Below are 21,590 nucleotides of genomic sequence, written 5' to 3' on the forward strand. Positions count from 1 at the left end.
AACTTGAAAGAGTTGCAATTTTTGGGTTTTTGACTTATTAAATCTTAGCCACCTTCAGCCTTAAACTGTTGGCGACAACTGATACTGAACTAAAGGCCATGGCTGCACCTGCGATCATTGGATCCAAAAGGAAACCATTGATGGGGTACAAAACTCCGGCAGCCAACGGAATGCCTATCAGGTTGTAGATAAATGCCCAGAACAAGTTCTGACGTATGCCCATGACGGTCTTTTTCGACAGCATCAGCGCTTTGGGAATCACGTTAAGGTCACTGGTGATGAGGGTCATCTTGGCTACGTCCATCGCTATGTCGGAACCTTTGCCCATGGCAATGCTGACATCGGCCTGCGCCAGCGCATGCGAGTCGTTGATGCCGTCTCCTACCATTGCGACTACTTTTCCTTCAGCCTGCAGGGCCTTGACAAACTCCGCTTTTTCGGAAGGCAATACTTCAGCCTTAAAATGCTTCAGCCCCACCTGCCTGGCCACAGCTGCCGCTGTCTCCTTGTTGTCACCAGTTAACATATATACTTCAATGCCCCGCCCTTGCAGCGTCTGGATCGCTTCCTTAGAAGTTGCCTTGATCTTATCGGCAATAGCCAATACAGCAATCACTCGCTTGCTATCTGTGAAATAGACTACGGTGTTCGCCTTGCTTTGCCATTTAGATGCTTCAGCCGAAAGGCTATCATCTATGACGATGTTCTTCTCCAGCACTAATTTCCGGTTGCCCACGTAGTAGGCCTCTTCTGCACTCACCGCTGTTACACCACGGCCCGTCAAACTTTCAAATCCTGTTATGGCTGATGCCGCTACCTGCTCTTCCTTCAGCTGATTGACAACCGCTTCCGCCAGCGGGTGCTCACTTTGGGATTCCATGCTAAGCAATATCCCCTTGTGGTTATCCAGATTTTCATCGCTCAGCCATATCGCCTCAGTCACTGCTGGTTTGCCTTCTGTAATCGTGCCGGTTTTATCCAGAATAATGGCATTCACCTTGTGCCCCAGCTCCAGGCTCTCGGCATCTTTGATGAGGATATTGTTCTCAGCACCCTTGCCCACGCCCACCATAATGGCGGTTGGGGTAGCCAAACCAAGCGCACATGGGCACGCAATAACCAGCACCGTAATAGAGGCAAGCAGCGCCATGGTAAAAGCATTGTCGCCACCAAAAATCATCCAGACAATAAAGGTGAGGATGGAAATACCCAGCACTACTGGCACAAATATGCCGGCAATTTTATCTACCAGCTTTTGTACTGGCGCTTTGCTTCCCTGCGCTTCCTGCACCATTTTGATGATGCTGGCAAGTACCGTTTGACCACCTACTTTTTGCGCCACCATTCGGAAGCTGCCCTTTTGGTTGACCGTACCAGCAAAAACTTTGGCTCCGGCAGTTTTTTCCACTGCCACAGGCTCACCAGTGATCATACTTTCATCCACATACGATTTGCCCTCGGCTACTTCGCCATCAACAGGGATTTTCTCCCCGGGTCTTACAATCAAAATATAGCCTTCCTGTACTGACGAGATGGGAATTTCTACTTCCTCACCATCTACAATGGCCTTTACCGTTTTGGGCTGAAGGCCCATCAGCTTTTTGATAGCAGAAGAGGTGTTTGACTTTGCCTTTTCTTCCAGAAGCTTGCCCAGCGAAATGAAGGTGATAATAACCACGGCCGCCTCGAAGTAGACGTGTGCATGGATCCCTCTGCTGTGCCAGAACTCTGGAAATACTGTATTAAACACACTAAATATAAAAGCAATACCGGTGCTGAGAGCCACCAGAGTGTCCATATTCGCTTTGCCATGCTTGGCTTGCTTCCAGGCGACGACAAAGAAGTTCTTGCCAAAGTAAAACAGGATGATAGCTGAGAGCGCCATGGATATCCACTTGCCAGCTTCCCAGTCCATAAAAAACATGCCGATCACCACCACTGGCAGTGTAAGTATCGCCGACCAGGTCAATCTCTTTTTGATTGACTGATAATGCTCCAGCTGCAGCTGGGCCTGCGCCTCCGACGGGTCTTCCACATCCACAATGAGGTCGTATCCAATCGACTGCACCGCCTGCCGTAAATCTTCCACTGATGCGACAGTGTTGTCGAATTGCGCCCAGGCAGTTTGGGTAGCGAAGTTAACGCCTGCCCCCACTACTCCTTTGGTATTGGCGAGCATCGACTCCACACTTACTGCGCATGCAGCACAAGTCATTCCCGTAACCGGAAAACTTTCTTTTGTGAGTTTGCCAGATAAATTATCTGTATCCACTTTGTTTGCTTCTAATGTTGTCATTCTATTTTGAGTTTTTTCTATGCAAAGGTACGTTCGGTGTCGGCAATCAGCTTTACATCATTTTGGGATTGCATTACATAGTTTCCATAGCTTCCCTTGCCTTGAGTTTGACTGACCGCAGTGGTTTATAGGCTGATGTATTTAAACCCGTTGTCTTCTTAAATTGAAAAGAAAGATGATGCGCACTGCTGAACCCGGTTTTAAAAGCTATTTCCGACAAACTAAGGTCAGTATAAACAAGCAACTCTTTTACCTTTTCAATTCTTAGGGCTATGACATATCTTTCTATTGTGTTTCCTTCATGGGTCACAAAGAACTCACTTAAAGAATCATAGTTTTTTCCAAGTTGGCCCGACAAATAAGATGAAAGTTTTGCGGTTCTGGCTCCATCTCCATTCTTACTGAGCCATTCCTCGATAGACTGTTTTATTTGAGAAAGCAATTTCTCGTTTTTATCCGTTATCAGTGCAAACCCCAGCAGACTCAGCAGGTCTTTTACGCTGCCCTTTTCTGTGTTATCGACGGGTTTTGCAAAAATTACCTTCCCAAGGGCAACATGCTCTACAGGATAGCCGTGGGATTGTAGCAGCTCTTTGATGGTGAATATGCACCTGTTGCACACCATCCCTTTGATATTGATCTCGGTAAACTGTTCCATGCTATTTTGCTTTGTACAAAGTTGGGCACAATAGCTACAGAAGGCGTTACATAATCACCAGATTTGGTTATATGATTATATGATATTGTCGAGCGGAGTTCTAATATCAGTTTGTCGGGATTCTTTGAATTCGGTTGGTGTGAGCCCTGTTATTTTCTTGAACTGCGAGGAAAGGTGGGCCACGCTACTGTAGCCTAGTTTGTAGGCAATTTCTTTGACCGAGAGCTCGTCGTAAAACAGGAACTCCTTTACTTTTTCTACCTTTTGTCTGATAATATATTGCTCAAGTGTGATGCCGGATACCGAAGAGAAGAGGCTGCTAAGGTAGTTGTAGTCATAGTGAAGTTTGTCCGCCAGGTAGTGCGACCAGTTAATATTGACTTCAAAATTATCGTGGTGATGTATGGCATCAATCACTGCGGATTTGATTTGCTCAAGTAGTTGACTCTTACGGTCGTCGATACGTTCAAAGCCATGCTTGAGTAGTAAAGTGTCCAGCGCAGAGAGCTGACTGGTGGAAACGTAATCATTTACCAGCCTTACCTCTCCAAGGTTCACGGATGCAACCGGAAGCTTTGCTTCCTGAAAGATTTGCTCTACCACCATAATACAGCGGTTGCAAACCATGTTCTTAATGTGAATTGTTTTTTGGTCTTTCATTTTTGAAAATGGGCAAAGTACATTTTCTATAATTTCATAATGGTCACCTATGATGCCCTAACAGACCGTAACCGTGCAAGCAAAGACTAAATTAGTATGATTAACTCAAATAAGCAGCAAAGGTTATTGCGGTTATTGTCTAAAAGATCAATTGCTGTTATTATTATTCAATAAATCTATTGAATACTTGAACTATTGAATTGCCATCATCGTTAACACAGCAAAACAGCTTTAAATGGATAAGAGAAAATTTAAGAATGATGTTTATGGGGAACTGGCTAAAGTCACGAAAGCTTTGGCCAACCCGCACCGGATGGAAATAATTGACCTATTAGCGCAAGGTCCATATCCAGTTGAGGCCATTGCCTCACACACAGGAATGACCATTGCAAATACCTCCCAGCACCTGCAATCGATGAAAAGCGCCAGACTAGTTCAGGATACCCGCCACGGAAATTTCATTCACTATCACCTAACAAGCGAAAAGGTGTTTAATGCATGGCGATCAATAAGAGAGCTGGGAATTCACAGCAATGCTGAAGTGGAAAGACTAATGCAGGATTACCGGAGAGGGCATCATTCTATGGAGCCAATCTCGACCGACCAGCTCCTGAAGAAACTGGCATCGAATGAGGTGGTCGTACTGGATGTCCGGCCGGAAGAAGAGTACCAACGAGGACACATTCACAAAGCATTGTCTATTCCAATTGATCAACTCAATATGCGCATTCACGATTTATCAGAGACCAAGGAAATCATTGCCTACTGCCGGGGGCCCCTTTGTGTTTTTGCCGACGAGGCTGTAGAGCTACTCCGGGGCAAGGGCTTTAACGCAAACCGCATGGAAGAGGGCTTCCCGGACTGGGCTGCCATGGGCCTGCCTGTTGACACAATACACTCTAAAATTTAACAACTATGGATGGAAATACTATTTCAGCTAAGGATTTGCAAAAGATACTGAGCAGCCACGAGCCGGTCTTTGTTTTGGACGTAAGGCCACAGTCCCAAAGAGATGAATGGCATATTCCAGGAAGTACGCACAGGGATGCTTATTCACAATTGAATGGGGGGGATTACACGGTATTGGACGATGTAGTGGTGCCACCACACACGCCGGTGGTGACTTTATGCGCTGCCGGTAAAACAAGCCTAATAGCTGCGGATGTATTAAGGAAAAAGGGAATCAGGGCGTATTCTCTTGAAGGGGGTATGAAAGCTTGGAATTTTGCATGGAACACCGCAGAAATCAATCTTTCGAAAACTGACCTCCAAATTATTCAGGTACGAAGAGCGGCCAAGGGCTGCCTGTCATATGTGATCGGTTCAGGAGGCGAAGCGGCTGTAGTGGATGCTTCTCTCGACCCTGAGGTGTATCTTAATTTGGCAAAAGCGAATGATTGGCAGATTCGTTACGTAATGGATACGCATGTCCATGCAGACTATTTGTCTCGGACCAGAGAATTGGCAGCTGCTAGCGGCGCAAAACATCTGTTTATTAAAGATGCAGAGGTTGACTACACTTTTACTCCCGTAATGGATGGCGATAAAATCAACCTTGGACAAACCAATATCGAAATCATTCATACGCCAGGGCATACGCAGGAAAGCACCTCTTATCTCTTAGAAGGAAGGGCTCTGCTTACAGGTGACACCCTGTTTACTGACGGGGTCGGGCGTCCCGACCTAAAAGCCAACCGGGCGGAAGCAATGCAGAAAGCTGGCCAATTGTACGACTCATTGCAACGCTTATTAAAGCTCTCCGGTGACACAATCATTCTGCCCGCTCACATTTCCAAACCAGTTTCCTTTGATGAGAAGGCAATAAAAGGAGTTCTGGCAGACCTTCATGGAAGCCTGGATTTGCTCCAATTCTCAAAAGAGCAATTCGTCGAAGCCTCACTGCAAAGAATCCCAGCTACTCCATCCAATTACTTAACAATAGCAGAGCTGAATAAGAAAGGGATTTTTGCAGCCCATCAGCCTTCAGAGTTGGAGGCAGGTGCCAATCGGTGTGGTATTGCCTAAAGAACTCACATGCAACTAGGATTAAAAGAAAACTGGAGACAGTTCTCCCTGCTGGTTTTGGTAAACACCTTCGTGGGTGGAATGGTGGGCCTGGAGAGAACGGTGGTCCCACTAGTCGGCACTGAGGAGTTTGGTATTGACTCCGAGCTTGTTATTTTCTCTTTCATTATTGCTTTCGGAGTAGTAAAGGCCTTTACCAACCTATTTTCTGGTGTTCTGGCGGATCGCTTCACCAGAAAAAAAGTGCTGATCCTGGGCTGGTTGGTAGGAATTCCTGTCCCATTCCTATTGGGCTGGGGCCCAACATGGAACTGGATTATTTTAGCAAATGTGCTTTTGGGTATCAGCCAGGGCCTGGCCTGGTCAATGACGGTCAACATGAAGATCGATCTGGTTGGCCCTGCAAGAAGAGGACTGGCTATGGGCTTGAACGAAGCCGCCGGATATGGTGCCATAGGGATAACAGCACTGCTCACGGGATACATTGCATCGTCGTATGGTCTGCGACCGGAACCCTTCTATATTGGCGTCTTTTACACAGCAGCTGGTCTGATTATTTCTGTGTTTCTGATTAAGGACACCAGAGGCCATGCACAAATGGAAGCTGCACAATTGAAAAACACCAGTGTCGGCGAAAGTGAGAACAAACCCAATCTGATAAGGGCATTTGGTGAAACTAGCTGGCGCAATAAAACCTTGTTTTCAGTTTCCCAAGCAGGCTTGATCAATAATTTAAACGATGGCATGTCATGGGGTGTGTTTCCGTTGCTCTTTGCATCAGTGGGTGTGGGAATAGAGGGCATAGGCTGGATCAAGGCGGTTTACCCCGTCGTTTGGGGTCTCGGTCAGGTGATCACCGGCCCGTTGGCTGACAGGATTGGAAGGAAACCATTGATAGTTTGGGGCATGATGGTTCAGGCTATTGGCCACGCCGTTATTGGCTTTGGCACCTCATTTCCACTTTTTACTGGCCTGGTGGGTTCTGTATTGCTGGGCATTGGCACGGCAATGGTTTATCCAGCCCTATTGGCAGCAGTGAGTGATGCAGCGCACCCCTCATGGAGGGCTTCCTCTGTAGGGGTCTACCGTTTTTGGAGAGACATGGGCTATGCCGCTGGAGCTTTAATGGCAGGCATCGTTGCCTCTTTCTTAGGGCTAACATGGGCTGTACATGTGGCCGGACTGCTTACTTTTTGCTCAGGACTTCTGGTTTGGAGAAAAATGAAAGAAACATGGAATTGATACTATTGCCACGGATTTGAAATTGTAAGTCACGAGCCACTCCTTATGCCCACTCCAAATCAAGATGACTAACAAATACTTAAATTTCAGATTGACGTGAAGTTGCCTCTGCAAATCGAATCACTTTTTTGTTTTCGCTGGCCTTTGTTGTTGATACAGCGTGCCAATATCATGCAGGCCCTGAACTTTTCATTTCACACTGCAACCTTTGCGCTACAAAGGCTGTCTTATGCTGCATGAAAAACTCAAAATTAGCTTCGAGTCTGTTACTGGTAGTGGCGGCCTTGACACTACAATCATGCTATGAATATGAGCCTGCACCATCACCGGTAACGCTCCGTGCCGAAAAGTTGACCTATTCCTTTGGCTCCAGCAAAAGCTACCGGATCCTGACTTATGATACGGGCGGCAGGCTAACGACCATTGTTTCGGGGTTAACTAACCCAGAAGACGGAACCTATGAAACTACGCATAAGCTTTCCTATAGTCGCAATTTGCTAAGGTCAGCGAAGTCAGATGACCAAACCGTCATTTCATATGAATATTCCTACAGCTCCTCCGACATTCTTACTGAAACCAATGCCTACATGGGTAATGATCTTTACGAGTCTCACAAGTATTCGTACGATGGACTGGGCCGACTAACAAAAGATATCACGTGGACGAGAAATGTTACAACAGGCACACTTCAGAAGAACTATCAAATTGAATACAAATACGACAGTCACGACAACCTCATTGAGGAGCGGCGTTCTGGCTACAATGGCTCAGCCTTTGTTCCCGCATCCACTATTGCTTATCTAAATTTCGATACAAAGAAAAACTCCGAGCACTTCTTCATGAGCAGCCTTCATCATCCATTTGTGATATTTTTTCAGAATAATCCTCAAACACAAAAATTAACCAATGCCAACGGTACTTCTGCCGAACAAAAATTCACCTATGGGTATAATGACATGGGATTGGCGATTAAAAAAATTATTGCAGGTAGCGATGCAAGTTTTGAATACAAATTTGAGCTGGTGAATTGAGGTTCAGATGGCTCTTAATTCGGAATGGAAGGGGCAAAAAAACAAAAAGCTGATCAACGTCGATCAGCTTTTTGTTCAGGCACCTGATATTTCATGCGTGCTTAGTCTTTGGTAACCCTCACGGCTCCAATACCCGCCTCCCAAAGGCGCTTGTTAAAGGCAGGAGCATCGGTATTTATCAATTCATCGGCCCGACTCTTCAGCTGATCCCATTCTGTCATCAGCACTTTGAGCTGATCTCTGTTGGGTTGATTAACCCTCGGTATATCGCTTTCTGTTGCATTGATGAGGAAAAGGAAATTGGCAGTGAACTTGTTAGGGAAGTTCTCCACATCGTCGTATGCCTTCGATTTGCGCTGCACCATGTCTTCATCCCAGGCCTTCATTTTGGCTACCAGGGCCTCGCCGTCCTTCTTTAAAGTTGTGAATGATTCACCTGCGGGTAAGTCTTTTAGCACGTCTTCGATCTGACTTCTTACGTCAAGCACCGTATTGACTTTCTTATGCATCTCATTCAAACTGCTCTCCATGCCCGTCATGAACGTGTGGTACTCAGCATAAGTGGCAGGCGTTGTCTCATAGAGCGGGTTGGGGAGAATTTTGCACTCGCTTTTCGCCTCCTTGCCTGGATATTTTAGTGTCAGACTATAGGTGCCCGGCGAAGCCTTATGGCCTCTGTAACCTCCTTCTACATAGGCACTTGGTGCGCCTACCATTGTTGTATAACGCATATCCCACACAAATCTGTTGATCCCCTTTGACTTGGAAATAGTCGGTTCAGGAGAGGGGCCACCGGGGTATGACTGAAACTTTGGATCCTTTTCGGAACTAAGCGTACGCACAAGGTTGCCCTGAGCATCTCTGATTTCAAGCGTTACTGCGACAGAATCGGCCAGCGTCGGCAGTTCGTAATAGATAATGACGCCATTGGCAGGATTCACACCTTCCAGCAAGTTAGTACCATCAAATTCAGCCGAGGTACGGTTCAAAGGGCTGCCCCAGTTACCAATCACAGCGTCGTCCGGTTTGTAGAGCTTGAGCGAATTGGTCAGGCCAGCATACTGGCCAAGCACACCAAGGTCATCCAATATCCAGAAAGATCTTCCAGACGTTGCCACTACCAGGTCGCCTTCTTTCACTCTCAGGTCCATAATTGGCGTGATGGGTAGATTGAGCTGAAATGGCTGCCAGGAAGCACCATCATTCCATGATATATAGAGGCCCTTTTCGGTACCGGCATAGAGCAGGCCTTTTTTGGCCTCGTCTTCCCGAACTACCCTGGTAAACGAACCATAAGGAATTCCCTTGCTTATATTCGTCCAGGTTTTGCCATAGTCCGTGGTTTTGTAAATAGCGGGCGTGTAGTCGTTGAACTTGTATCTGGTTGTTGCGATATACGCTGTAGCCTTATCGTGCAGAGATACTTCAATAGCATTGATCAGGCATTCCGCCAAACCCTTAGGCGTGACGTTTGTCCAGCTGGCACCATTGTCTCTGGTTACGTGCACAAAACCATCGTTGCTGCCCGTCCAGATCACGCCTTTTTCATGTGGCGATTCGATGACGTAACTAAGCGCTCCGTAGTTCTCTGCACCTACGGCTTCAACGGTATAAGGGCCGCCACCTTTGCCTTGCTTTTCGTCAATATTCCTTGTCAAATCAGGAGAAACTTCTTCCCAGGTGACACCTTTGTCTCTCGTCCTCAGCAGGTATTGCGCACCATGGTAAAACGTGCCCGGTTCATGCTTCGACCAAATAATGGGTGCGTTCCAGTCGTAAAGGTATTTCATGTCCCTGGCTGCCATACTCAAATACTGTATCGGTGCGGCCATCACGCCAGTTCCCGCTTTGGACTTCATATCGAGAATCTCAATGGTGCCGAGGTAGCTGCCTCCCATTACGTAGCGTGGGTCGTCAGGGTCAAAGGCCAGGAAGGCACTTTCGCCGCCAGCCGATCTTGTCCAGTCTCTTTCGCCAATGCTGTAAGAACCTAAAGACATGCTGGCAATTTTCACAGAGCTGTTATCCTGCTGGCCAGCGTAAATATTGTAAGGAAACTCGTTGTCAACATTGATGCGGTAAAACTGGGCCGTTGGCATATTATCAAGTGTCGTCCAGCTTTCCGCCCGGTTGAATGTAATGGCAGCTCCTCCATCGTCCGCCAACACCATGTTTTTCGAATTGGTCGGATTGATCCACAAATCATGGTGGTCACCGTGCGATGAAGGAAGTGTTTCCCAGGTTTTACCACCATCAATGGAGCGCAAAGCGGGGGCACTCAGCACATATACCGTGTTCTCATCCTGCGGGTCTGTAAACACTTCGATGTAATACCATGCTCTTTGTATCAGCCGGTGGTCACCGCTTACCTTGTTCCAATTTTTGCCCGCATCGTCAGAAACAAACAAACCTCCCAAATCCTTATCAGAATCGCTTTCCATCAGCAGAAATACCTTATCGGGATTAGCCCGGCTCACCGAGATCGCCATCTTGCCCATTTCTTTGGGCAAGCCTTTATGAATTTTTTCCCAGGTCACACCCCCGTCGTTGGATTTATAGACGCCACTACCCGGGCCCCCGCTCACCACCTGCCACGGCATGCGCTGATGGTGCCACATGGTAGCGTAAAGCACCTGCGGATTGCTCATATCCATTGAAAGCTCGGAGCAGCCCGTGAGGTCATTCACGTACAATACCTTTGTCCATGTCACTCCGCCGTCCGTGGTTTTGTAAATTCCCCTGTCTTGTGTTGGCCCGTGCAGGGCGCCCTGAGCGGCCACATAAACGATATCGGGATTCTTTGGGTGAATGACAACCCTGGCAATGTGCTGCGTTTTTTCCAGCCCTATTTTCTTCCAGGTCTTGCCTGCGTCGGTCGACTTATACATGCCGTCGCCGTAAGACGTCATCACCCCTCTTGGCGCATGCTCACCCATGCCAACATAAACAACATTGGGATCACTTTCCGAAACAGAGACAGCTCCTACTGAACCCATTTCAAAAAAACCGTCAGATATATTTTTCCAGTAGGCACCGGCATCTTCGGTTTTCCAAACCCCTCCACCAGTGGTACCCATGTAATAGGTGAGCGGGTCGCCAACTACGCCACTGGCGGTTACTGAACGACCTCCACGGAAAGGCCCAATATTTCGGAATTTTAAAGTTTGAAAGACGCTGTCAAGGTTTTGTCCGTACGACATAGATGCCGAAACCAACAGCAGCACGAGTAGCCTGAGATGCTTCATTTTTAGATTGATTGTTGTTAAGCGCTCAATATAGCAACAATTCGTCATGTTGGATAAGTCTATTTTATTAACCGCATGAAGGGATAAAACTGATTTTTGTCAGTTTTTTTTCAACAATATTCTGTCCTCAAAATCAGCACCCGGAGTGTCTGCAATCAGCTGAAAATGAATTTGGTAAGTCTCTAAAACCCGATACTACAATTGGCTACCTAAAGCAGCACCCTGCTCCAATGTGACATTTGTTACTGAAGGCGCTCCAAGCCGCCGGTAGTTTTGTCCCTGTGTGAAACGGCCAAGTGTTAAGAAACCCGTCGATGTGGGTGCGGTAAGCATTTGGCTCTTCACGAACATAAAAAACATCATTTAAAACAGGGAGCATATGGAATTAATTGGATTTTCGGCCTCAGTCATCATGGGACTATCGCTGGGGCTTATTGGCGGGGGAGGCTCCATTCTAACAGTGCCAATCCTTGTTTATCTCTTTGGAGTAGATCCGGTGGCTTCAACAGCCTACTCGCTCTTCGTCGTGGGACTAACAAGTTTGGTTGGATCAGTCAGTCACTTCAAAAAAGGTAATGTGGATTTAAAAACCGCATTCATCTTTGGGCTGCCGGCCATCATTTCTGTTTACAGCGTACGCAAGTTTCTGGTACCGGCCATTCCGGATACCATCATGACGATTGGGTCAGTTACCGTGACAAAATCACTATTTGTGATGGTGTTATTCGCAACCCTCATGCTGTTGGCGTCCATCTCAATGATCAGAAAGCCAAAAAAGAAGGAAGAAGGGGAAGAAACGGAAATGAAATACAAGTACCTCATCATTCTTGCCGAAGGGCTATTGGTGGGAGGTATAACGGGACTCGTAGGAGCCGGAGGTGGCTTCCTGATCATTCCTGCGTTGGTTTTGATGGCAGGGCTTCCGATGAAAAAAGCAGTAGGAACATCACTGCTGATCATAGCCATGAAGTCGTTGATCGGATTCACAGGCGACCTAAGTGGAGCACTTATCATCGACTACAAATTCATGCTGATATTCTCGGCTTTTGCTATCGTGGGAATATTTACAGGTAGTTACCTGACCAAGTTTATCCCCAATGAAAAACTAAAACCGGTCTTCGGATACTTCGTGTTGGTCATGGGTTTCTACATCCTCGGAAAGGAACTTCTCTTCTAATTCGAGAAGCACCCAAACCAGGCAGCTAGCTAGCCGGGAGGTTGCCTCATAGAACAGCAATATCGTCAGGGGCTCAGGAAGCTTTTCCTTGCCCACACATTTCTAAAACTATCATCTAAAGCATATTCTATCAATGAGTTTATTTGAAACCATTCTTCAACCATGGCCATGGTATATAGCGGGCGCCTTAATTGGCCTTACCGTGCCAACACTATTACTGCTTGGGAACAAGCACTTTGGCGTGTCTTCTTCTCTTCGTCACATTTGCGCAGCCTGTGCTCCTGCCAGCATTCCCTTTTTCCAATACAATTGGAAAAAAGAAAGCTGGAACCTCTTTTTTGTTGGCGGCGTGCTGCTCGGTGGTTTAGTGGCATCGGTCTGGCTTAGCAACCCTCAACCGATACAAGTAGCCCCAGCCACCATTGCCGATCTCCAGGCCCTCAACATCACAGTCGACAACAATTTGATGCCAGCCTCCATTTTCACCATCGATAACCTATTAACACTCAAAGGACTGTTCTTCTTTGTCATCGGCGGATTCATGGTAGGCTTCGGCACACGCTACGGTGGCGGCTGCACATCCGGACATGCCATCATGGGCCTTTCTAACCTGCAATGGCCATCGTTGGTAGCCACTTGCTGTTTCATGGTTGGTGGCTTTGCAATGGTTCACCTCGTCTTTCCATGGCTCTTTCAACTTATTGCTTAAACTCTCATTCCCATAAAACTCATGAAAAACTCAACTCAGGTCTCAGACACTCAAACCGTAACCATAGAGCATCCCATTGAATGCGAAGCACCCAATGACCAAATCGCAGACGACAACCACTTTACATCAAATATCAAGTACCTTATTGTCGGTCTGGCATTTGGCATCGTCTTCGTAAAGGCCGAAATCATCTCCTGGTATAGAATTCAGGAAATGTTCCGGTTGCACTCATTCCACATGTATGGCGTGATAGTAACTGCTGTAGTCGTAGGTATTCTCTCTGTTTGGGCTATAAAAAAATTCAAGATCAATACCCTACAGGGGGAAAAAGTAGTTTTTCACGACAAGAAATTTCACTGGGGCAACGTCATCGGTGCGTTGATATTTGGTCTTGGATGGGCCATTACCGGTGCCTGTCCTGGTCCGCTTTATGCCCAAATAGGAAGCGGTTTTTCTGTTGTGACAGTTACGCTTATTAGTGCAATAGCCGGCACATGGGTATATGGGCTGCTGCGTGACAAACTACCTCATTAATGGTAAATTACACTCCATGAACCAGCCATCATTTCACCCAAAACAAATAATCAGTTTACTCAATTTACTGATTGTCGCCGTGCTTTTGTTGCTGGTGGTATCAGGTGGCCTCATTGCCTCCCTGATGATCAAGCCAGGCAAGTTGCAGGCAGTAGCAGGCACTGCCACCACGCCTAACAAGACTATCCAACCCGCTAGCCCCAGGGCAAGCACTCTTTGGGAGGCGCCGCTTGAAAGTAGCCTTCCGGCAGGAAGCCAGGGGGAGATGATTCGCTATGGCAAAGAGCTGATTGCTCATACTTCTCTTTACCTGGGCCCGAAAGGAACAGTGGCACAAATCAGTAACGGTTTGAACTGTCAAAACTGTCATCTTCAGGCAGGCACCAAGCCTTTTGGCAATAACTATGGCGGTGTAGCCAGCACCTACCCTCAAGTGAGACCCCGCTCTGGCAGGGAAACAAGTATCGCCAGCAGGGTCAACGGTTGCTTTGAGCGAAGTCTCAACGGACGGCCTTTGAAAGAGGATAGCAAAGAGATGCAGGCCATTGTTGCCTATATCAAGTGGCTGGGACAGGATGTGGAAAAAGGCAAAAAGCCAGAGGGTGCGGGTTTGGTGACACTTGCGTACCTCGATGAGCCCGCCAATCCAGCCGCTGGCAAGCTCCTGTATGAGCAAAAGTGCGTCGTGTGTCATATGGAAAACGGTGCCGGGCTGGCCAATGGCGATGGCACGGAATACGTTTACCCTCCTCTTTGGGGTGCTCACAGTTACAATCAGGGAGCAGGCCTTTATCGGCTTTCAAAATTTGCTGGCTATATAAAAGCTAATATGCCTTTTGGAGCTACCTACGATAGCCCACAACTCTCTGATGAGGAAGCCTGGCACATTGCAGCCTATGTAAACAGCCTGCCCCGCCCTTCCAAAGATCTCAGCAAAGACTGGCCCGACATATCTAAAAAACCAATCGACCATCCATTTGGGCCCTACGCCGACGGCTTTGGAGAAGAGCATCATAAATATGGCCCATTTAAACCTATTGAAGAAAAAAGGCGAGCTCAGGCGGTCTCAAACTAGCAATCATGCATCGTATATTTTTACTTACCACATTTTTACTAACAACGCTATGGCCATCGTCAGCCCGTGCCCGGCAGGCCGATCCGGCCTGGCTTTCAAAAGAGCTCAGTTTCGAGAAAAAGCCAGCAGCCGATACCCTTAACACAAAGCTCCACTCCTATGGAACCTTTGAAGGGCACTTGAGAAGCTTTTCAATGGCCACAGTCAACCACGACGACTTCCCAGACTACTACGCCCAGGGCGCTGGCGCTGGCTTGGGCTACTATTCGCCAATTATTAAAAATTTTCAGGTAGCCGTGAGTGGCTTCTTTACCTACAACCTGGCATCCAGCACTTTGAGTAATCAGCCCCCGTTCAACAACCGTTACGAGGTAGGTTTATTTGATGTGTTAAAACCCGACAATCGGAGTGATCTTGGCCGGGTGGAGAACCTGTACCTGCGATACGTTCTGTCGGCAAAAAGCAAGTCTTACATTCAGGTTGGCAAGTTCGGACTAAAAACGCCAATGATGAATCCTCAGGATGGCAGAATGATGCCCAACCTTCAGGAGGGTGTTTGGACTGATATAAATGAGTGGAAGAAAATTAAGCTGAAGGGTGGCTGGCTGTGGGGCACCTCACCCCGAAGCACGGTTACTTGGCTCAGTATTGGTGAGTCGATAGGTGTTTACCCAGTGGGCAGGGCTGTTAACGGCGCTAAGGCTGAGTATGCCGGACGCCTCAGCTTGCCTGGAATAGCCATCGCAGGCATCACCTACCTGCCCGTTAAAACTTTCCAGGTCAATGCCTGGAACTATACAATTCCAAAACTATTCACGACCAGCTTGCTTAACGGAGAATGGGCAAAGGAGACAAATGCTTCGAAATGGTCCCTTGGAGGACAGTACCTTTTCCAGCAGTCACTTTACCAGGGCGATCTACCCGTTGAACAACAGTATATCAGCGAGGGTGAGCAGGCACATGCCTTCGGATTAAAAATAGGTTGGGCCAACCTTTCAACCAAAACGGGATGGAGCTTAAACTATACCCGAATTGCGGCTACAGGGCGCTTTCTGTTCCCCAGAGAATGGGGCATTGAACCCTTTTTCACGTTTATGAACAGGGAGAGGATGGAAGGCGCTGGAGACGTTCATACTGTTACGATCAAAAACACGCAATTTTTGGATGCAAACAAAAGGCTCTCCGTTCAAAGCATGGGTGGAATATTCAGAATGCCAGCTTTGGATGCCCCAGCCTTGAATAAGTACAATATGCCCAGTTTTTATCAATTAAATGTGAGGGCCAAATACAACTTCGGCGGGTTTCTTCGTGGCTTGCAAGCCGACCTTATGTATGTCTACAAAGGCGCTCTCGAAAAAGATTTACCGGAAACGCCCGTCAATTTTCACAACAAAGTAGACATGCACCACATTTCGCTGGTGTTTGACTACCATTTCTAAACGGCACAAAAAAAAACAGGAAAAAGGCCCTGTGTGACAAGAATCACTGAGAAAGACACTCTTCAATCCGACCTTTACAATAAATTAAAACTAAATAAACATGTATTTCCAGCACGTATACGACAAATCACTCGCCCAGGCCAGCTATTTCATTGGCTGCCAGAAAGAAGGGGTAGCTATTGTTATTGACCCCAAGAGGGACGTTGACACCTACATTGAGATTGCCCGGCAAAATAAGATGAAGATAACCCACGTAGCGGAAACGCACATACATGCCGACTTCCTTTCGGGATCAAGAGAGTTAGCCGCTCTTACTGGTGCCGAAATGTATCTTTCCGACGAAGGAGGAGAAGGCTGGCTGTATGAGTTTCCCCATGTCGGGTTAAAAGATGGTACTATTTTCAAAGTTGGCAACCTGAAGTTTGAAGTATTGCATACACCAGGCCATACACCAGAGAGCATCACCTTCCTGCTAACCGATGTGCCTGCCAGTAATAAGCCCGTAATGATGTTCACCGGCGACTTTGTATTTGTTGGCGATGTGGGAAGACCCGATTTGCTTGAAGAAGCTGCCGGTATCAAAGGAACCAAGGAGGTTGGTGCAAAGCAGATGTTCAAATCTGTTGAGCGTTTCCGTCAACTGGCGGAGTACATTCAGGTGTGGCCAGGACATGGCGCAGGTTCTGCATGTGGCAAAGCCCTCGGTGCCGTTCCTAGTACCACAGTAGGCTATGAAAAAGTAAGGAACTGGGCGCTTCAGCATGAAAATGATGAGCCTGGTTTTGTGAAATACCTGCTGGAAGATCAGCCGGAGCCCCCCAAGTACTTTGCGATGATGAAAAAGCTGAACAAGGTCGACAGAAAGCTGATGACTGAGGTGCCAGCACTGAAAAAGTTATCCAAAGCCGATTTCAAGGCGGCGATGGACAAAGGCATTAAGGTAATTGATACCCGAATGAAAACTGATTTTGCGAAGGGCTTCATCCCTGGCACTATCAATATTCAAGGCAACAATGCTTTTGCCACCTGGATGGGTTGGTTCCTTTCCTACGACGAGCCGTTTATTCTGATAGCCGATGAGGCTACCCACGATGACCTTACCCGTAAACTAATGCGCATTGGTCTCGATAATATTTATGGCTACGTTCCCGGTGTTGAAGTTTGGGAACAACTAGGCAACAAACTTGAAAAAGCCAGTGTGATCTCACTCGATGAGTTCAAAGACATCCTGAAAACAAACCACACCCAGGTGGTGGATTTGCGTGGAGCCGCTGAGTATAAAACAGGGCATATTAAAGGAACAGACAATGTGTTCATTGGGACCCTTGAAAAGAACCTTGACAAGATCAAAAAAGACCAGCAGGTAATTATTCATTGCCAGTCGGGTGATCGGTCTTCTATTGGTTACTCAATCCTGGCTAAAAACGGCTTCAAAAATGTGAAGAACTATTCAGGCGGCATGGGTGAATGGGCAAATGCCGGCGAGCCTGTTGTAACCGACAATTAAACAACAATAACTCAAATTTGCAGCTGCTTCGCAAAGGGTGATTCATCATCCCTTGCGAAGCAGCTTTTTGTTTAGATCAAGCAATATTTCCGGGGGATTGATTTTTGGCATGGGTATTTTGTGCTTGCATAAAAAAGCAAAAGGTCCAAGCCTGTCCGACTGGAGAAGCCCGGCCGGGCGAGACGCATTGCACCAGCTTTGCTTTTTTATCTAACCACAAACGAAACATTCAATCCCCAGAAATACAGATTGATCCCAGATTTTCCGCTTGATCCTGGAAAGTTCGAAAATAGCTGACAGCCCTTAGAACAAAAAAAAGCCCGCCGTCGCTGAAAAAGCTATGGTGGGCGGAATATTCGATTAACTAAATCAATCTCTTGTTCAGAAAAGCTCTGCCTGATCCCGTCTTAAGATACTTTTCAAATGCAAAAGCTTTGTGTTGTTCAGCGAAGGCAATATAGGTTAAAAGTGTAACAGGCAGCCGGGATTTCGTGGCGGGGACATAACCAGCATTGTGCCGGGCCAGACGCTCTTCTACATTGGCAGTGCATCCAGTATACAAATCTCCATCAGCACACCTCAAAATGTAAACGTATTGCATAAATACAAAATTGGATTGGTAACTAAGTCGGGCCTGCCCGACGGAGCCCGCTTGACTAAAGTTCGAACAAACTGGTAACCTTTAAAGCAAAAAAAAGCCCGCCGTCGCTGAAAAAGCTATGGCGGGCAGAATATTCGATTAACTAAATCAATCTCTTGTTCAGAAAAGCTCTGCCTGATCCCGTCTTGAGGTACTTCTCAAAAGCAAAGGCTTTGTGCTGTTCTGTGAAAGCGACATAGGTTAACAATGCGACTGGTAACCGTAATTTTGTCGCAGGCACGTAACCAGCATTGTGCCGGGTCAGACGCTCTTCTACATTGGTCGTGCATCCAGTATACAAATCTCCATCAGCACACCTCAGAATGTAAACGTATTGCATAAATACAAAATTGGATTGGCAACTAAGTCGGGCCTGCCCGACGAAGCCCGCTTGACTAAAGTTCGAACAAACTGGTAACCCTTAAAACAAAAAAAGCCCGCCGTCGCTGAAAAAGCTATGGCGGGCGGAGTCGGGATACCAGGATTCGAACCTGGGACCCTCTGGTCCCAAACCAGATGCGCTACCGGACTGCGCTACATCCCGTACTTCAATTAATCAGGTTCCGTGTGCCCTGATTCTCAAACGAGGCTGCAAAGATGCGGAATCTTACTTTTCCACACAATACTTTTTTCACTTTAATTCATCAATCATTATAACATCCTCAACCTGATTGACTTAATCTCCAGGCTGCTTCCCGAAAAACCGTTAACACTGACACTTAGTTCGCCACTTCCCTGGTTTACTTTCAGGTTGCCGGCAAATACCAATGGCCATTTTCTTTCATATACCTCGCCCCTGTCTTCACGATCGGGGCTTTCTAGTTGCGGAGCCGAAAGGCTTGCGGAAACTTCTTTTTGAACCACCTCACTTCCAAGCGAAATGCGAACATTAAAAGGGGTTGCTGCTTCACATGCCATTTCCACATACACTGCATAGGTGGCTGTGTCCACCGCCAGCAGATCCCAGCTAGCTTTTGACTCGTCGCTCACGCCGGTGAACCAGTCGTTGGCCCAACCAATGCCTCCCTTAAATGCTATCGCTTCTTTAGCAAACACATCTGGCGCAGGCAGCTCTATTTCGGGCACTTGGGTATGACCTACCTGAATGGGTTCTGGCGTTGTTCCGTTTTTGGTTACTTCAGCAAACCATTTTCGATAGTCGGCCTGCATACTTGCCGCCAGCTCTGGTAGCGAATCGATAATGTTCTTCTTTTGGTAAGGGTCGGCCAACAGGTTATACAGTGCAGTTTCGTTAGGTTTCATCGTCAATAAATATCGATCAGTGCGCACTGCCGACGGAATGGTATCCATTTCTCTAGCCACCTGATGGGTGTAAAACTTTCGATCAGGCCAGACCGATGCCGAATCAATCATTGGCAGCAAGCTCCTTCCATGAATACCCAGGCTATCAGGCAGCGCAATTCCAGTCAACTCAGCCAACGTGGGTAGCATATCAATATGCGCCGCCATCTTTTCAATTTTCTTCCCCTTGTCCCAGCCTAGTCTTGGGTACCGTATTAGAAACGGTACTCTTACTCCTCCTTCGTCCACATGGGCCTTGATGCCTTTGTAGCCGCCATTATAGCGCACACCATTCGGCCCATTGTCGGTCATAAAAATGACGATAGTTTCCTCTTCTTTTTGAATTGCATTTATGTGATCGAGCAGGCGCCCAATGATATCATCAATGTTCTCGACCATCCCGTAAACAGCTGCGTCTTTATTGTTAAAACCCATAGCCGCATACTTATCAAAATACTCGTCCGGCACCTGAAAAGGTCCGTGAGGGGTATTGAGCGTCAGCATACACAAAAATGGGCCTTCTTTCGCCATAAACTCCATGGCTTTGTCTGCCAGCACATTAGCCATGTATCCTTGTGTTTTTACCTCCTCAAAGTTATGGGTGAGCGTAGCATCGAAGTAGTTATTGAAGTGCCCTTCTTTGAAACCAAAGAACTCCTGAAAGCCCTGTCCTACCGGGTCGTGCGGGTACTGTTTGCCATTGTGCCACTTACCAAACAGCCCAGTTCGGTAGCCAGCAGCTTTCATCACCTCAGCTATTGTCACTTCTTCCTCACGCATAACTTCCATTCGGTGCGTTACCCATGAGGTTCCGGTGGCCAAATGGTAGCGTCCGGTGAGGATACTCGCCCTGGTGGGAGCGCAAACTGGAGAAACGTAGAACCTTGTAAACTCCGTGGCATGCTGTGCCAGCCAATCAAGGTGCGGTGTATCGATGCTGTCGTTACCGTGAAAAGCCAGATCGCCCCAGCCCTGATCGTCTGTAAGAACAAGAAGAATATTGGGGCGCTTCGGTGCCGGTTCCTCGCAACCTGAAAGACACCCAATAAAAGACGCGGCAATAAAAGACAATAGTAGATTTCTCATGAGCTAGAATTAAAAAAACCGGAAGAGGTTCAGGTTCTTCCGGTCGTAACTGTTAGTGTTTTCTCAGATCAAAACTTCAAAGTGTCGGGCAGGTATTTCGAAGCAAGGTCCTCGTAGAAAGGTCTCAGCTCCTTCACATTCGGAGGGGTGGCTGCCTTTGAGTATAAGTCGTACGGATTGAATTTATTCACCCATTCAAACAGCTTATGGTCATCCTTGTTCATCAGGTGCTCATAGGCATTCTCCCTATGCTGTGAGTAGAAACTATGATAGCGCAACATGGCTAACCCTTCTTGCGGAAGGTAGTCTTTCATAATTTGGTAGATGTATTCATCGTGGCCCCAGGAAAGATGAACATTATCCAGGCCGCAGTTTGGTTCGTAGACGCCGTATTTAGTATTGAAACGCTCGTCGTAGGTGTCGGCATTGTCTTTGAAAAACTCAGGATACACGATCTTGTCTGAGTGCTTGCAACCAACAGGGAAAGTATCGCCAACCACACACCACTGAGGCTCACCAAAAAGACAAAGCACTTTTCCCAGATCGTGAAGGAAACCCGTTAGCACAAACCAGTCAGGATGACCATCAGCACGAATGGCTTCAGAAGTTTGAAGGAGGTGTTGCGTTTGATCCAGATCAGTATCAGGGTCGGAATCGTCCACCAGGGTGTTTAGAAATTCCACCGCATCCCAGAGCTTCATTTCCCGCTTATCAAACTTGAGAAACTCCTTTTCCTTTGCCATCACAAAATCATAGGTCTGATGGATGTGGTTGACCCGGTAAAATTCCCTTACCGTGTCTCTGGCGGGGTCATCGTAGTTTCTGAATTCGTCTTTTGCTTTGGTAGGTTTTCCTTCTTCGGGATATCTTTCTAAAAGATCTTCTTCCCAAAGCTCTTCCATCTGATGCGGCGTAACGTCCTTCATGGGTGCATAAATTTTTACTAAGATAATAATTCAAACTG

Annotated in this window: 18 protein-coding genes and 1 tRNA gene; 10 read left to right on the top strand and 9 right to left on the bottom strand. The window is 47.1% G+C overall.

Features of this window, described 5'->3' with window-relative positions; all coding sequences use genetic code 11:
- Positions 1-37: 37 nt before the first annotated feature.
- From GC130_RS15925 to GC130_RS15935, 3 genes are all read right to left on the bottom strand, one after another.
- On the bottom strand, positions 38-2,296 hold the full coding sequence (locus GC130_RS15925) for a heavy metal translocating P-type ATPase (RefSeq protein WP_151999328.1): 2,259 nt from the start codon (positions 2,294-2,296) through the stop codon (positions 38-40).
- A gap of 73 nt (positions 2,297-2,369) precedes the next feature.
- A complete protein-coding gene (locus GC130_RS15930) occupies positions 2,370-2,954 on the bottom strand; it encodes an AraC family transcriptional regulator (RefSeq protein WP_151999329.1) in 585 nt (194 codons plus the stop codon).
- A 75-nt stretch (positions 2,955-3,029) separates the two neighbouring features.
- Positions 3,030-3,614: an AraC family transcriptional regulator gene (locus GC130_RS15935; RefSeq protein ID WP_151999330.1), complete on the bottom strand. Its 585-nt coding sequence runs from the start codon at positions 3,612-3,614 to the stop codon at positions 3,030-3,032.
- A 235-nt stretch (positions 3,615-3,849) separates the two neighbouring features.
- On the opposite strand from GC130_RS15935, the gene GC130_RS15940 reads away from it, so the two are divergent.
- From GC130_RS15940 to GC130_RS15955, 4 genes are all read left to right on the top strand, one after another.
- Positions 3,850-4,524, top strand: coding sequence for a metalloregulator ArsR/SmtB family transcription factor (locus GC130_RS15940; RefSeq protein WP_151999331.1), 675 nt, complete (start codon positions 3,850-3,852; stop codon positions 4,522-4,524).
- Positions 4,525-4,529: 5 nt separating this feature from the next.
- A complete protein-coding gene (locus GC130_RS15945; protein WP_151999332.1) occupies positions 4,530-5,639 on the top strand; it encodes an MBL fold metallo-hydrolase in 1,110 nt (369 codons plus the stop codon).
- A gap of 9 nt (positions 5,640-5,648) precedes the next feature.
- Entirely contained in the window at positions 5,649-6,881 is a 1,233-nt protein-coding gene (locus GC130_RS15950; RefSeq protein ID WP_151999333.1) for an MFS transporter, read from the top strand.
- Positions 6,882-7,117: 236 nt separating this feature from the next.
- A complete protein-coding gene (locus GC130_RS15955; protein WP_151999334.1) occupies positions 7,118-7,912 on the top strand; it encodes a hypothetical protein in 795 nt (264 codons plus the stop codon).
- Positions 7,913-8,013: 101 nt separating this feature from the next.
- Here GC130_RS15955 and GC130_RS15960 read toward each other — a convergent pair whose 3' ends face one another.
- Positions 8,014-11,157 (bottom strand): glycosyl hydrolase, encoded by a 3,144-nt coding sequence (locus GC130_RS15960; protein WP_151999335.1) that lies wholly within the window; start codon positions 11,155-11,157, stop codon positions 8,014-8,016.
- Positions 11,158-11,536: 379 nt separating this feature from the next.
- Between GC130_RS15960 and GC130_RS15965 the strand changes: the two genes are divergently transcribed.
- The 6 genes from GC130_RS15965 (at position 11,537) to GC130_RS15990 (ending at position 17,598) form a co-directional block, all read left to right on the top strand.
- Positions 11,537-12,334: a sulfite exporter TauE/SafE family protein gene (locus GC130_RS15965; RefSeq protein WP_151999336.1), complete on the top strand. Its 798-nt coding sequence runs from the start codon at positions 11,537-11,539 to the stop codon at positions 12,332-12,334.
- A 133-nt stretch (positions 12,335-12,467) separates the two neighbouring features.
- Entirely contained in the window at positions 12,468-13,043 is a 576-nt protein-coding gene (locus GC130_RS15970) for a YeeE/YedE family protein (protein ID WP_151999337.1), read from the top strand.
- 21 nt (positions 13,044-13,064) lie between these two features.
- Positions 13,065-13,577: a DUF6691 family protein gene (locus GC130_RS15975; RefSeq protein ID WP_151999338.1), complete on the top strand. Its 513-nt coding sequence runs from the start codon at positions 13,065-13,067 to the stop codon at positions 13,575-13,577.
- Between the two features lie 16 nt (positions 13,578-13,593).
- Positions 13,594-14,652 (top strand): c-type cytochrome, encoded by a 1,059-nt coding sequence (locus tag GC130_RS15980; RefSeq protein WP_151999339.1) that lies wholly within the window; start codon positions 13,594-13,596, stop codon positions 14,650-14,652.
- Between the two features lie 5 nt (positions 14,653-14,657).
- Positions 14,658-16,091 (top strand): OprD family outer membrane porin, encoded by a 1,434-nt coding sequence (locus GC130_RS15985; RefSeq protein ID WP_151999340.1) that lies wholly within the window; start codon positions 14,658-14,660, stop codon positions 16,089-16,091.
- 100 nt (positions 16,092-16,191) lie between these two features.
- Positions 16,192-17,598, top strand: a complete 1,407-nt coding sequence (locus GC130_RS15990) for an MBL fold metallo-hydrolase (RefSeq protein ID WP_151999341.1) — start codon at positions 16,192-16,194, stop codon at positions 17,596-17,598.
- A gap of 364 nt (positions 17,599-17,962) precedes the next feature.
- Here GC130_RS15990 and GC130_RS29265 read toward each other — a convergent pair whose 3' ends face one another.
- The 5 genes from GC130_RS29265 to GC130_RS16015 all read right to left on the bottom strand — a co-directional run bounded on the left by GC130_RS29265 (position 17,963) and on the right by GC130_RS16015 (position 21,552).
- Positions 17,963-18,199: a GIY-YIG nuclease family protein gene (locus tag GC130_RS29265; protein WP_151999342.1), complete on the bottom strand. Its 237-nt coding sequence runs from the start codon at positions 18,197-18,199 to the stop codon at positions 17,963-17,965.
- Positions 18,200-18,341: 142 nt separating this feature from the next.
- Complete coding sequence (locus GC130_RS29270; RefSeq protein WP_151999343.1) at positions 18,342-18,578, bottom strand: GIY-YIG nuclease family protein; 237 nt, start codon at positions 18,576-18,578, stop codon at positions 18,342-18,344.
- 130 nt (positions 18,579-18,708) lie between these two features.
- Positions 18,709-18,782 (bottom strand) — tRNA-Pro (locus GC130_RS16005).
- Between the two features lie 107 nt (positions 18,783-18,889).
- Positions 18,890-20,626: an arylsulfatase gene (locus GC130_RS16010; RefSeq protein ID WP_151999344.1), complete on the bottom strand. Its 1,737-nt coding sequence runs from the start codon at positions 20,624-20,626 to the stop codon at positions 18,890-18,892.
- A 68-nt stretch (positions 20,627-20,694) separates the two neighbouring features.
- Positions 20,695-21,552 (bottom strand): inositol oxygenase family protein, encoded by an 858-nt coding sequence (locus GC130_RS16015; protein ID WP_151999345.1) that lies wholly within the window; start codon positions 21,550-21,552, stop codon positions 20,695-20,697.
- Positions 21,553-21,590 lie beyond the last annotated feature (38 nt).

This window comes from Imperialibacter sp. EC-SDR9 (assembly GCF_902498805.1).
GTDB lineage: Bacteria > Bacteroidota > Bacteroidia > Cytophagales > Cyclobacteriaceae > Imperialibacter.

Excerpts from the sequence above, each read along its gene's own strand:
- GC130_RS15925 (WP_151999328.1), bottom strand. The coding sequence starts at position 2,296 with ATGACAACATTAGAAGCAAACAAAGTGGATACAGATAATTTATCTGGC.
- GC130_RS15930 (WP_151999329.1), bottom strand. The coding sequence starts at position 2,954 with ATGGAACAGTTTACCGAGATCAATATCAAAGGGATGGTGTGCAACAGG.
- GC130_RS15935 (WP_151999330.1), bottom strand. The coding sequence starts at position 3,614 with ATGAAAGACCAAAAAACAATTCACATTAAGAACATGGTTTGCAACCGC.
- GC130_RS15940 (WP_151999331.1), top strand. The coding sequence starts at position 3,850 with ATGGATAAGAGAAAATTTAAGAATGATGTTTATGGGGAACTGGCTAAA.
- GC130_RS15945 (WP_151999332.1), top strand. The coding sequence starts at position 4,530 with ATGGATGGAAATACTATTTCAGCTAAGGATTTGCAAAAGATACTGAGC.
- GC130_RS15950 (WP_151999333.1), top strand. The coding sequence starts at position 5,649 with ATGCAACTAGGATTAAAAGAAAACTGGAGACAGTTCTCCCTGCTGGTT.
- GC130_RS15955 (WP_151999334.1), top strand. The coding sequence starts at position 7,118 with ATGAAAAACTCAAAATTAGCTTCGAGTCTGTTACTGGTAGTGGCGGCC.
- GC130_RS15960 (WP_151999335.1), bottom strand. The coding sequence starts at position 11,157 with ATGAAGCATCTCAGGCTACTCGTGCTGCTGTTGGTTTCGGCATCTATG.
- GC130_RS15965 (WP_151999336.1), top strand. The coding sequence starts at position 11,537 with ATGGAATTAATTGGATTTTCGGCCTCAGTCATCATGGGACTATCGCTG.
- GC130_RS15970 (WP_151999337.1), top strand. The coding sequence starts at position 12,468 with ATGAGTTTATTTGAAACCATTCTTCAACCATGGCCATGGTATATAGCG.
- GC130_RS15975 (WP_151999338.1), top strand. The coding sequence starts at position 13,065 with ATGAAAAACTCAACTCAGGTCTCAGACACTCAAACCGTAACCATAGAG.
- GC130_RS15980 (WP_151999339.1), top strand. The coding sequence starts at position 13,594 with ATGAACCAGCCATCATTTCACCCAAAACAAATAATCAGTTTACTCAAT.
- GC130_RS15985 (WP_151999340.1), top strand. The coding sequence starts at position 14,658 with ATGCATCGTATATTTTTACTTACCACATTTTTACTAACAACGCTATGG.
- GC130_RS15990 (WP_151999341.1), top strand. The coding sequence starts at position 16,192 with ATGTATTTCCAGCACGTATACGACAAATCACTCGCCCAGGCCAGCTAT.
- GC130_RS29265 (WP_151999342.1), bottom strand. The coding sequence starts at position 18,199 with ATGCAATACGTTTACATTTTGAGGTGTGCTGATGGAGATTTGTATACT.
- GC130_RS29270 (WP_151999343.1), bottom strand. The coding sequence starts at position 18,578 with ATGCAATACGTTTACATTCTGAGGTGTGCTGATGGAGATTTGTATACT.
- GC130_RS16010 (WP_151999344.1), bottom strand. The coding sequence starts at position 20,626 with ATGAGAAATCTACTATTGTCTTTTATTGCCGCGTCTTTTATTGGGTGT.
- GC130_RS16015 (WP_151999345.1), bottom strand. The coding sequence starts at position 21,552 with ATGAAGGACGTTACGCCGCATCAGATGGAAGAGCTTTGGGAAGAAGAT.